This window comes from Deltaproteobacteria bacterium, assembly GCA_029860075.1.
Taxonomy (GTDB): Bacteria; Desulfobacterota; JADFVX01; order JADFVX01; family JADFVX01; genus JAOUBX01.
In genome coordinates this window covers 1-12,356 of record JAOUBX010000109.1, presented here as the reverse complement: position 1 = coordinate 12,356, position 12,356 = coordinate 1, and the positions used below count along the sequence as shown (strand labels likewise).

11 protein-coding genes are annotated in these 12,356 nt (G+C 45.7%); 8 read left to right on the top strand and 3 right to left on the bottom strand.

What is annotated here, in order from left to right; translation table 11 throughout:
• Positions 1-619: 619 nt before the first annotated feature.
• Positions 620-1,234: a hypothetical protein gene (locus OEV42_20055; GenBank protein MDH3976564.1), complete on the bottom strand. Its 615-nt coding sequence runs from the start codon at positions 1,232-1,234 to the stop codon at positions 620-622.
• 382 nt (positions 1,235-1,616) lie between these two features.
• On the opposite strand from OEV42_20055, the gene OEV42_20050 reads away from it, so the two are divergent.
• Both OEV42_20050 and OEV42_20045 read left to right on the top strand, forming a co-directional pair.
• A complete protein-coding gene (locus OEV42_20050) occupies positions 1,617-2,069 on the top strand; it encodes a CBS domain-containing protein (protein ID MDH3976563.1) in 453 nt (150 codons plus the stop codon).
• A 12-nt stretch (positions 2,070-2,081) separates the two neighbouring features.
• Complete coding sequence (locus OEV42_20045; protein ID MDH3976562.1) at positions 2,082-3,398, top strand: ArsB/NhaD family transporter; 1,317 nt, start codon at positions 2,082-2,084, stop codon at positions 3,396-3,398.
• A gap of 58 nt (positions 3,399-3,456) precedes the next feature.
• Here the strand turns inward: OEV42_20045 and OEV42_20040 are convergent, their stop codons facing one another.
• Both OEV42_20040 and OEV42_20035 read right to left on the bottom strand, forming a co-directional pair.
• Positions 3,457-4,539 carry a glycosyltransferase gene (locus OEV42_20040; protein MDH3976561.1) on the bottom strand — a complete coding sequence of 361 codons (1,083 nt, stop codon included), beginning with the start codon at positions 4,537-4,539 and terminating at the stop codon, positions 3,457-3,459.
• Between the two features lie 2 nt (positions 4,540-4,541).
• Entirely contained in the window at positions 4,542-5,987 is a 1,446-nt protein-coding gene (locus tag OEV42_20035; protein MDH3976560.1) for a B12-binding domain-containing radical SAM protein, read from the bottom strand.
• A gap of 289 nt (positions 5,988-6,276) precedes the next feature.
• Between OEV42_20035 and OEV42_20030 the strand changes: the two genes are divergently transcribed.
• The 6 genes from OEV42_20030 to OEV42_20005 form a co-directional block, all read left to right on the top strand.
• Positions 6,277-6,879, top strand: coding sequence for a TetR/AcrR family transcriptional regulator (locus OEV42_20030; GenBank protein MDH3976559.1), 603 nt, complete (start codon positions 6,277-6,279; stop codon positions 6,877-6,879).
• Positions 6,861-7,733, top strand: coding sequence for an SCO family protein (locus tag OEV42_20025; GenBank protein MDH3976558.1), 873 nt, complete (start codon positions 6,861-6,863; stop codon positions 7,731-7,733). The genes OEV42_20030 and OEV42_20025 overlap by 19 nt, the downstream gene beginning before the upstream one ends.
• Positions 7,734-7,751: 18 nt before the next feature.
• Positions 7,752-9,278, top strand: coding sequence for a hydrogenase iron-sulfur subunit (locus OEV42_20020; protein MDH3976557.1), 1,527 nt, complete (start codon positions 7,752-7,754; stop codon positions 9,276-9,278).
• A gap of 1 nt (position 9,279) precedes the next feature.
• The gene (locus tag OEV42_20015; protein ID MDH3976556.1) at positions 9,280-9,864 is read left to right on the top strand and encodes a hypothetical protein; all 585 of its coding nucleotides are present in this window, start codon (positions 9,280-9,282) and stop codon (positions 9,862-9,864) included.
• Positions 9,865-10,084: 220 nt separating this feature from the next.
• Complete coding sequence (gene metF, locus OEV42_20010; GenBank protein ID MDH3976555.1) at positions 10,085-10,933, top strand: methylenetetrahydrofolate reductase [NAD(P)H]; 849 nt, start codon at positions 10,085-10,087, stop codon at positions 10,931-10,933.
• A 268-nt stretch (positions 10,934-11,201) separates the two neighbouring features.
• The coding region (locus OEV42_20005) for a homocysteine S-methyltransferase family protein (GenBank protein ID MDH3976554.1) at positions 11,202-12,356 on the top strand (1,155 nt) is incomplete at its 3' end.

The following is a 12,356-nucleotide window of genomic DNA, read 5'->3' as shown; positions in this document are numbered from 1 at the left end:
TACAAATGCAGCACATTTATCACAAGCCGCCCTACCTCTGTCACCAACTTTTATAATTTTCATAATCCTTCTCCTCAGTTGTGGACACTAATAAAAACTGCATCAGGGTCAAGAATGTACCACTTTACGGGCAAGAGGGGTCAGACTTGACTATTGACTTTGAGTGTTGGTGCCATACGAAAATGATACCATGCACCCTTCACTTTCAACCAATAATCATTGATTTTATAAGTAAAGTTTTCCGCTGCTCTGTAGGTGTAACAAGCAATCCCATCCCGAAATCAAAATCTCAGAATCCACCTAATCATAAGCCATCATCCCGCATCTGTCTCTGATCCATTTTCTTCTCCCTCTCCTTTCAGCTAATTCAATGACTTGCAAAGCTGTATCACTTTTTTTCAGCCTTTGGCGCAAGCCATGCTCTATAGGGGATTAAAAGGAAAGCAAACTTAAAGAAAATGGTGACCGGCATGGAAAAGAGAGCACAAAAAATAGCAAGCTTCAGGAAGAGGGAAGATGAGGAAACCGCTTTTCTGCTTTTATTTAATTATTTCAATAATTTATCATTCCCAAGAGGGGTGCGGAACTTGAGTTGGTAATTTGGAGCATGCCCGACTAATTATACCCACAAAAATACCCACCTGTAGATAGAGAGGCCCCCTATAAAAAACATGGGAGGCAACAGTCCGTAGCGCATAAAGAGAAGGCAGGAAATAATGTTCATAAGGAGGGCATGCGAAATTATAAGTGCTTCACCGTTTTTTACACCCATGTCGACAAGTCTTAACCAGGTAACGTAAAATCTCAAAAGCGTGGAGAGGAGAATTGCCGCCCCGGGTTGTTTTGTCAGTTTCGCAAAGAAAGACATGGCGGCGGCCTGGAAGAAAAGCGTTTCAAAGCCCACTACCCAGAGGGTGAGCGCTATGGCGGGCATGAAAGTTTCCGGGAAAATAAGTCTCAGTTCCTGTGTATTGCCGGTCTCTGCAATGGCGGAGTAAAAGAAGGGGTTAAACCAGAATACTTTAAGGGGAAATAATAGAATGAGAAGCACAAATGACAGCAGCAATCCCCTGATTATTTCCCTTGCCGGAGGAAAGGCCCCTTTCATTCCGCCACAATGACTCCATGCGGTAACGGTAGCTGCCAGCAAGGTTAAAAGAAAAAAGGTGGGAAATATATAACCGGGAGGAAAAAGACCGCTTACAAAAATCCTGGGAGCCGATAAGAGAGTCATAACAGCTCCCAGTAAGAGGGCTTGACGGAAATTATTAATAGAAAAATATCTTTGCACCACTTTGCCTTGCCGCGTCCTGGGGAATAATTAATTGAGGGTTTTCTCACGTTGCAGCTTCAATTATGACATGCTAATCTTTAATATAATCGATTCATATCCTGATTTCTATCTTTTGAGACTGAATAGTGTCCATCCAGAAACTATAATAAATCAAACTATGTTTTCAATTCGGAAAGGAGGGATTTTTTGCAAGGTCAAGGAAATCAAGGGTTTGTGCGGAGACGTACTGCTGTACGTCGCACAAGCAAATCTGAAGATTGACGCAGAGATTGCGAAAAAGCACCCTTTCCGGATGAAAACTAAATAGTGAGGAACAGTTCCTATGGAAGCGCGATTACTGGATATAGTCATCAAGACGGGAATGGCAAGGTCGGGAATGACCGTTGGTGATGTTTTTGATGAATGCGTCAGAAAAAATATTCCCGGTATCCCCTATTGTGATGATGAAGACCGTGTTTTGGGACGGGTTTCCATTCGTCATACACTCAAGTCGACCTGCATTCCCCAGTATGTTGTCGATGCTGCTCACCTGCTCGGTGATGACCTCCAAAATGTGTCTATTTCCCATTCTCTGTCAGAGAAGGTTTTGAGCCTCCCCGTTGATGATTTTGTTCTTGAAGATATGGCTATTATCACAGCAGCGTCCCCTGTTGTAAAGGCCCTGGCTATCATGGAAAAATACAACACCGGTTATATCTTTCTGATAGACAATGGTATTTATGAAGGGATCGTCACCCGAATGGGCATTGCGCAACTGATGCTTAAATACCGATAGGCCTGCCGAACCATGGAAACAATTCTTGCCTCTCTTGATAGAAACATGTTCATTGCCGCAGCCGTGCTGCTCATGTCCTACATAGTCATATTCAGTGAAATTATTCACCGCACAAGCGCTGCCATCATCGGCGCCGTAACGATAATCATTCTCGGTATGGTTTTCGGCTTTTACTCACAGGAGTCGGCCATGAAGGCTATCGATGCCAATACGCTGCTTTTGCTTGCCGGTATGATGATGGTGGTGGCTATGCTCAGGCCGACGGGAATATTTCAATATATTGCAATACGCCTGGCCAAAATGTCACATAAAAAGCCGCGGCTCCTCCTCTTTTATATCTCTCTTGTTGTCACGCTTATCAGTATGGTTCTCGATAATGTAACAACGGTAATTATCTTTGCGCCTATTACCGTATTAATTACCCGCATGTTGAATCTTAATCCCATGCCCTACCTTATGGCTGAAGCCATTCTCTCAAATATCGGCGGGGCGTCGACGCTCGTCGGTGATCCCCCAAACATAATGATCGGATCGGCGGCGGGAATAAATTTTTCCAGTTTCCTCCTGCATATGGCTCCACCCGTTTTTCTGGCATGGATATGTACGATAGCGCTTCTGTTTCTGCTTTTTCACCGGCAACTGAGCGAGCCTTTCGGGGGGAGGATAGATCTTGATGAAAAACGGGCCATTAAGGATGCGAAGACTTTATTAAAAGGCCTTATTGCAGTCCTCATCATTGTTCTTCTTTTCTTTATTCATCACCGAATCCATATTTATCCGGCCTTTGCTACATTTATAGGACTGGCCTTTGCCCTTATGCTCATTCAACCGAAGCCGGAAAAGCTCTTCGGTGAGGTGAACTGGTCGGTTCTCATTTTTTTTGCAGGCCTTTTTGTGATTGTCGGCGGTGTGGAAGAGTCGGGGTTGTTGCAGATTATCGGAAAGGAGCTTGCCCATATGGCAGTGCAGCCTCAGATGCTGCTGAAAGCGGCGCTTTTATTAATGTGGGTCTCAGCCCTGTTGAGCGCTGTTGTCGACAATATCCCCTTTACCGTTACCATGATTCCTATTATTCACGGGCTTGATGATAACGGCATTAATATTGCTCCCCTTTGGTGGGCCCTTGCCATTGGGGTTGGTTTGGGAGGTAACGGGACGCATGTCGGCGCTACAGCCAATATTATTGTTGTAGTCGAATCGGAAGAATGCGGTATGGAATCAGCAAAAATTACGCCTGTTCAATGGATGCGTATCGGTTTGCCGGCAATGTTTGCAAGTCTTGTCGTAACAAGCCTTGCTTTTGTTGTTTTTTTCGAATTTTTTCTGTAAGCAATGAGGGATTGTTACCCCCTGGACACAGCGGGTAACAGAGCATGTGATAAAAAGATTACCTGACAAGCGTTTCCATTTTTTTACCCAGTTTCCCTGACAGTACGTCCCAGGAGAAGTTTTCTCTCATGCAGGTTTTGCCGCGCTCTTCCCGCCCGTCTGATTTGCCTTTGAGAACATCGATAAGCATCCGGCTGAATTCAGGAACAGAGGTTTTTGTCTGGTAGGTATAATCCTTGTGTTTTGCAAGCTCGCTTACATCGTTGCAGACAACCCTCTTTCCCATGCTGATATATTCGCGGAGTTTCATGGAAGTGCGGCAATAATTGGCCTTTCTGTCCTTATAATAGACAACGCAGCAGTCGGCGATGGCGATGAAGGGAATGACCCCCTCTTTTGGCAAGAGTCCCGTGAACCTGACGCAATCACCGACACCAAGCCTTTCAGCCAGTTGTCTGAATTGCTTTTCGAAGAGGCCCCCTCCCACGACGACGAGGCAGAAATCAGGGACAGCCTCCCTCACCATGGGAAGACCCTCAAGGATGGCATCGAGATCACAGGCGGGATCGAGGTGGGCTACATAAGTGACGATCTTTTTTTCTTTAAGGTCATACCTTTCAATGAGATTTTTCCGTGTTTTTTCATGGACGGCCTTATCATCAAACTGCTTTATATCAATACCCTGGTCGAGCCTGTAGAGTTTGTCCGGCGCAACGTTGAAGTCTTCCGTCAGATGGTGAAAGAGATTGTCGTTATGGTAGGTCACCATGTCACAGAGTCTGGGGAAGGGTTTCTGTATTTTTTCACCCACCCAGGAGATGATTCCTCCTTCGCGGTAAGCATAGTCGAGGTCATCCACATCGATGACTATTTTTGTGCCCAGCATTTTTCTGAGCAGCAGCGGAAGGCCTGTATTCGGGTAAGGCTTTATAGCCATGGCAACATGGCAGGGGGTCGTCAGCGCAGCGAAAGTATATGAGGGAAGGGAAAGGAGAAAGTCAAATTTTAGGGGCCTCGTTTTTTTTAAGGGCTTTACATAAACAACGTCATGGCCGCAGCGTTCCAGGGCTTCCCTGATATAGGCGGCCCTGATGGCTCCACCCGTATCTTCAGCGAGTGATGAATATAGAAGTATCTTCACTGCTATCTTACCATCCTGTTTTTTAGTATGGATGAAACTCTTTTCCAGATAATCTTGAGAATTTTAATGTTCTCCCCCCAGTGAATAAGGCTCCAGTCTATTTTTTTTACCTTTCTGAAAAAATGGGCCACATTGAGTTGGGTTTCCCTGTAGCATTTACTTCTCAGCCTGATCAGGTCTTCAGGACTTAGCGCTTCTGTCCTGATAATCGGTTTTTCTTCAATGGGACAGTAGTCGCTCCACTTTTCCGTGAGCAAAAGATTGTTATTCCTGTAATAGTCAAAGCCCGGCGCATTAGGCGCAGGGACGACAAAAGAAAACTGGGTATAAAAAGGATCGATTTGCTGGATGAGCTTTATACTTTCATTAATGGTCTCTTCCGTTTCGCCCGGAGAGCCGATAAGCATCATGGCGTAAATGTCGAGGTCTGCCTTCCTGCACAGGCGGGCCGCCTCTTTAACGTCATCAGTTGTAATCCCTTTTTCGATATTTTCAAGTATCTTGTTAGAGCCCGATTCTATACCGAAGCAGATCTCGAAACAGCCTGCCTTTTTCATCAGTTTGAGTGTTTCAAGGTTGAGCGGTTTCACTCTCGAATTGAGAGTCCACCTAAGTTTCAGGCCTTTTTCGAGCATGAGTTTGCATATTTCATCAATCCTGCCGTCATGGAGGAAGATCATTTCATCGAAAAAGATAAAGCGCTTTATACCGTACCGGTCAACGAGCCATTCCAGTTCGGCCACCACATTTTCCGGTGAGCGGGTGCGGTATTTTGCATTGCCGTAGGAGCAGAATGTGCAGCTAAAGGGACATCCTCTCGACGATATGACCGTTGTAAAGGGTGGCCGCATCATTATGCCCGTGTGATAGGGCTTAATGTTCGGAAGGAGGTGATAGGCGGGAAAAGGCATGTCATCGGGAGCGGTGAGCCTATTGCCCGGTGGCGTGGTGATTATTTTTCCTTTCTCCCTGAAGGAGATGCCGGGTGCATCTTTCCAGGAACCGCTGTGGGAAATTTTCTTTAAAAGGCCCGGTACGATACTTTCCGGCTCCTCGTTGATGAAGATGTCGATAAAAGGCTTTTCCAGCAGGGCGTCCCTTATGTGAGGGACTTCTGCGATTATCTTGCACCTGAGAAGCGTATGGGCGCCATGCTCTTTGGCAATTTCCAGTACTTTGATGTCTTCTTCCTGCGTATCGAAGCCTGTTCTGGCAAAAACGACGTCAGGCTTGATTCGCTCGGTTTCTTTTTTTATGTAATCAAGGGTAAGGTCAAAGGCGTTGGCTTCGATTAAACTGACCTCATGGCCTTCCTTTTCAAGAAGGGCCGCCAGGTAGAGGCAGTTAATGGGCGGATAAATGGCGCCAAGGTCTCTATGTTCAAAGCGCTCTGTTCTTACGACAGGTACCCCCCCCACTCTCGGGGGGACAATGATCATTACTTTCATCAAATTCCTTATTGAAAAAGAAAAACTTTCTTGTTGCTACATACGTTAGCACAATGTGAGGTGTAAATAAACAGCTCAGTTGTTCCCCTTGCCGGAGCAAGGGCAAAGAGAAAGGTTCTCTCGATCTTTGACAGTAGAGAGAGGGGTAAAGTTCTTGAAAAAGAAAAGCGGCAGGCCTTTTATTGCGCCTTATCTGTGACGGCCTCAAGGGACGCCTGTAAAAAAGTATTGCAAAAAGGAATGGACCTGTTTATTATGTTAGTAAGTATTTACTTATGAGGGGTCTGGCGTGAAATCAAACGGCAAAATCGACAGGGAAACGAGGCGTGACCAAATAGCAAAAGCGGCGCTTGTCATTGTTGGCAGAGATGGTGTGAAAGGCCTTACCACAGCGGCTATTGCCAAGGAAGTTGGTATTTCGGAAGCGGCGCTCTACAGGCACTTCAAGAATAAAGATGATATATTGCTTGAAACGATAGAGAAGATAGGCAGCGGCCTCAGGGAAAAGATGCAGGCCGTGATGAGTTCACCTGTTCCCTGTATTGAAAAGCTTAAGGACAACTTTCTTCTTAACCTCGAACATATTGAAGCAAATGTCGGTATTCCCCGTCTTGTTTTTTCAGACCAGATCCATCTTGATAATGACCTTTTGAGAGAACGGATGCTCAATAATATAAATAATCATATGACCCGATTGGCGGAAATGATAAAACAGTGCCAGAAGGATGGGACAGTGAGAGATGATGTTGACCCGAAAAATTCGGCGCTCATGCTCCTTGGAATGATCCAGACCCTGGCTATGAAGTGGTCCCTTACAGGTTGTTCTTTCAAATTGAAAGAGGCAGGACTGGAACTCTGGAATAACTACGAGCAATGCATAAGAAAAAGATAAGTCCTATCCTGATGATAGCTGAAATAAAAAGTTTGATTCTTTTGTTCTGCGTCTGCCTTCTTTGGCCCTCTGTGAGTTTTGCCGAAGATAAAGACAGGATTTTTTTTGAAAAAGCGGTGCAGACAGCAAAAAAGGCGGAAGGAAGAAAAACGGCCCACTACACGCTTGCAGACCATGAGCAGAAGGCCTTTAATACGGCGGAGTATGCAGGCAAACCACTTCTTGTTACCTTTATATACACGACATGTCCCGACATTTGCAATTCTATCGTTGCCACACTGGTTCCTGCCATAGAAGCGGTGAAAAAGGAGTTGGGTGACAATTTTAATGCGATTGTTGTCGGTTTTGACGCTGAATATGACACGCCTGAAATGATGAAAGAATTTGCCCTTCATCATGAGGCGGATTTTAAACTTGTACGTTTTGCTTCCGGTGACAAAGAGACGATAGACCGGATGGTAAAGGATTTCGGTTTCTATTATGAAGAGAGGGAAGAGGGCGCCTTTAATCATCTCGGCCTTGTCAGCATTGTCGATAAAGAAGGAAAAATTTACCGTCAGATATACAAGACCAGCATTGGAGCGGCAGATTTGAGGATACCCATTAATGAACTGATTACGGGAAATATCCCTGAAAAAAGGGCGCCCACCTTTATTGATCAGCTCAAGTCAATCTGTATCAGGTACAATCCGGAAACAGGGGAATATTACGTCGATTATTCCTATATTCTTGGCGTTGTGCTTCAGGCTGTTGTCATTCTTCTTGTTGGCGGTTTATATTTCAAGAATGACATTAAAAAATGGCTTTTAAAAACTTTTGGCAAAGAACCGGCTAATAAAGAAGAAACCTTATAACACTGGAGAGGTAGAACTATGAACGAAGGGTTTATCATGCATCAGCTTCACAGGGGGTGGAGCTGGATTGAATACGGGATGAATAAAATATTCACTCCCAGGTTGAATCCCATGTACTGGTTTGGATCAATTTGCTTTTTTATGACATGGATACTGGTTGCTACAGGGCTATACCTTTTTCTCTTCTATGACATTTCAGCAAAGACGGCCTACCAGTCTATTGAATACCTGACACATGAACAATGGTACCTGGGAGGCCTTATGCGCAGTCTCCACCGCTATTCATCAGGCGGCCTTGTTGTGGCTGCCGTCCTGCATACGATCCATGTATTTGTTACAAACAGGTACAGGTACTGGAGATGGCTTGCCTGGGTTTCCGGTGTTGCCACTATCTGGTTTCTTATTATATGCGGTCTCTTCGGTTATATCATGGTCTGGGATGAGCTTGCCATGTTTATAGCCTGGGTTTCAGCGCTTCTCGTCGATGTGCTTCCTGTAATGAGCAAGCCTCTATCCTTTGCTTTTGCGCAAATGCCGTCGGACTTTTTCTTTTACATTGTTCTTTTCATCCACTTTGCTACGCCTGTTTTCCTGCTCCTGCTCTTTATGGCCCATGTAATGAGGATGCGTAATGCAAAGATCAATCCTCCCAAAGAGTTGATGTATCTTATTGTAGCGGCTCTCGTTATCGTTTCATTTATCAGGCCTGCTACCAGCGGTCCCCCGGCAGACCTGAGCAGACTCCCTGCGGAAGTCCAATTTGACTGGTTCTACATGTTTTTTCTCCCGCTTATCCAGATGATTCCTGTTTGGGCGGTATGGGTAGTTTTGGTAGTGGTAACGCTTTTTCTCACCTTTCTTCCCTGGTACGGGAAAGTGCGCCGGAGAGAAGCGGCAGAAGTTATTTATGAAAACTGTACCGGATGCGAACAGTGTGTCAGGGATTGTCCTTACGAGGCTGTTTTCGTAAGACCGAGAACGGACGGACGAAGCTGGCCTCTCGAAGCGGTTGTCGAACCGTCACGATGTGCAAGTTGCGGTATTTGCGTGGGAGCTTGTGACTACAAGGCCATTGACATGCCCTTCCTGCTTGAGAAAGATATAAAGGAGAGGATTACCACCCTGTCCAGAACGGTTAAAGCTAATCCTGATGACGGCCCCAAGGTATTCATCTTTATGTGTGAAAACAGTAATCCTCCCTCTATCTGTCAGAAAGTGGAGTGCAAGACCTCTGTCGGCTGTATCAGGATGCCCTGTATGGGAATGGTTCAGCCGTCTATGGTCGCCATTCCGCTTCTTGAAGGCCTCGATGGCGTTCTTATTTCGGGATGTCAGGTTAATGACTGCCACTACAGGTATGGAAATGTTCATCTTGTTGCAAGAGTGAAAGGGGAAAGAAAGCCTGTTATGCGGAAAAACATCGATCAGTCACGAATTCGCTTCTCCCTCTCGTCGGAAGTCCAAAAGAGCGACTTTCTCGGAGAAATCAATTCTTTCAGGGAATATTTAAAAGACCTTCCCGAGACAGAAAAAGGAGGTAACTAAAATGACAAAACCCAACTGGATACTCGGTGTTATTATTCTGTTGCTGCCTGCTCTCTTTGTCATGAAGTATACAGCAGTGCCTTATCCCTTTTATCCCGATAGTGCGGCTGAGCTGAAACTTGCTTTTCAGCATACGGGGCAGAGAGTACAGGAATATGATGAAGTCGGTTCTCTTAGAAAAAAGGCCAGAGAGTACAGGAAGGCTCTTAAAAAGGACAAAAAAGTCAGAATGAGCTTGAAGAGCAGGGCCACGACGACAAGAGAAAGATTTCCAACAGCAATGGAGGTTTTTATTGATGGTAAAAAAATCCATCAAAAAGAGTACCAGCCTACGGGAAGAAAAAGAGATGCCGTTGCCGTTATTTACGATGTTCTTCCCATTGTGCCCGGAATACATACGATCAGGGTTACCATGCTTGACTCCAAAAAAGAGGGCGTAAAGCCTTATGTTTTTGAGGATACTGTCGAATTCAAGGCCCGAGACGTAAGAGTGATTACCTTTGACAAGGTTAGACGAAGGCTTCACTGGTCAAACAACCTTATCCCCATCCTGGACAGGCCGGAGTATACAGGCGAGGAAAACTGATCGTCAGTCTTTAAGAAAAACAGGGGAGGCTTTAAGCCTCCCTTTTTTTGCTTCTCCTTCTATGCTGCTCTTGTCGGGCGCAACTTCCCTGTTTTGAACAGCCTGTCACAGATTCCCTGTAGCCCGTGGTTTTGTCAACCGCTTTCCGGGATACTTTCTTTCAGCCTGTTTTCTTTTCCACAGCTTGCATTTACAGGGGATCTCATATATTATAGGCGCCATGAAAAAACCGGAGAAAAAGAAAAAAGTTTTCAGTATGGAATTTTTTCCGCCCAAGACGGAAGAGGGGGTGGTCAAACTCGGGAGGACAAGAGATGAACTGGCTGCGCTTGGGCCTGAATATTTTTCTGTTACCTTTGGAGCAGGCGGCAGTACCCAGCAGGGGACCATGGAGACGGTTTTTAGTCTGAAAGATGCCGGTTATGAAGTGGCGCCTCATCTCTCCTGCATAGGATCGACCAGGTCGGAGGTATTACATCTTCTTAAAACCTATATGGATAAAGGAATTGACCGTATTGTGGCGCTCCGCGGCGACCTTCCTTCGGGAATGGGTGTCGGTATCGGTGATTTTCGTTACGCCAATGAACTGGTGCAGTTTATCAGGGAAGAGACGGGAGACCATTTTTACATTGAGGTGGCGGCCTATCCCGAAATTCATCCCCAGGCGACTGATGCAGAGTCGGATCTTGATAATTTTGCCGGAAAGGTGAAAGCAGGGGCTGATTCGGCCATAACACAATACTTTTACAATGCCGATGCCTATTTCAGGTTTATCGATGAATGCGCGGAGCGTGGAGTACAGGTTCCCATTGTTCCCGGCATTATGCCCATAACCAATTACGAGCAGCTTGCCCGTTTTAGTGATACCTGCGGTGCAGAAATACCCCGCTGGCTGAGAAAAAGGCTGGAAGGTTATGGCAGTGATCTTGAGTTGTTAAGGAAGTTCGGTATCGATGTAACAACTGACCTTTGCCAAAGGCTGCTTGACGGAGGTGCGCCGGGTCTTCACTTTTTTACAATGAACCAGGTTGCTCCTACCACTGCTATCTGGAAAGCCCTCGGAATTTAGTACTTTAGAAATTATTTTCAGCCGGGAACGGCTGAAAATAATTACGTAAAAGTACTTACCCCCTGTGGGGGTCACGATTATCAGGATTAATAATCACAAGAACTAAAAGGTGCTATGACTCTTTTTGAAAAAACTCCTTATTTAGTACTTTAGAAATTATTTTCAGCCGGGAACGGCTGAAAATAATTACGTAAAAGTACTTACCCCCTGTGGGGGTCGCAATTATCCGGTTTAATCGTTATAATTTAAAAAAACTAAAAGGTAAAAAATGACTCTTTTTGAAAAACTCCTTAAGGAGCGTATTCTTATTCTTGATGGCGCCATGGGTACCATGATCCAGCGCTATAAGCTGACCGAGGAAGACTTCAGGGGCGAACGCTTCAAAGATTATAATAAGGAGCTTAAGGGGAATAATGACCTCCTTGTACTCACCAGACCTGATGTTATTGGAGAGATCCATGAGGCCTACCTTGAAGCAGGCGCTGATATTATAGAGACAAACTCATTTAGCTCCACTGCTATCGACATGGCCAAGTATGGCCTGGAAGATTGTGTTTTTGATATGAATTATGAGGCGGCCAGGATTGCGAAGGAAGCCTGTGAAAAATATTCAAGGCAGACGCCACAGAAGCCGCGCTTTGTGGCAGGATCGATGGGGCCGACGACTAAAACACTGTCCATGTCGGCTGATGTGAACAATCCCGGAAGCCGGGAGATTAGCTTTAACGAGATGAGAGCTGCCTGCAAGGTACAGGTAGAGGGCCTCATCAAGGGTGGTGCTGATCTTCTCCTTATTGAAACTATTACGGACAGCCTCAATTCAAAGGCAGCTATCTTTGCCATGGAAGAGTGCTTTGAAGAACTGGGAGTAAACATTCCCGTCATGGTTTCAGGCACCATTACTGATAGCAGTGGTCGGACATTGACAGGACAGATGATGGAGGCCTTCTGGAATTCGCTCAGGCATGTAAAACCCATCAGCATAGGACTCAATTGTGCCCTTGGAGCAAAGGAGTTGAGGCAGCATATTGAGGAACTGTCGACTATTGCCGATACCTATGTAAGTGCCCATCCTAATGCGGGTCTTCCTAACGAGCTTGGTGGTTTTGACGAAACTCCTGAGGCGATGGCGGCAGAGATTAAAGAGTGGGCAGAGAGTGGTCTTCTAAATATTGTCGGCGGATGTTGTGGAACCGATCCCGATTTTATTAAGGCAATTGCCGGGGCCGTTAAAGATGTTTCACCAAGGACAGTGCCCAAAATTGAGAAAAAGAGCAGGCTCAGTGGTCTCGAACCGCTCAATATCGGTCCTGAATCTCTTTTTGTTAATATTGGCGAACGTGCCAACGTGGCAGGTTCGGCAAAATTCAAGCGTCTTATCATGGAGGGGAACTACGATGAGGCCCTTCACATTGCCCGCCAG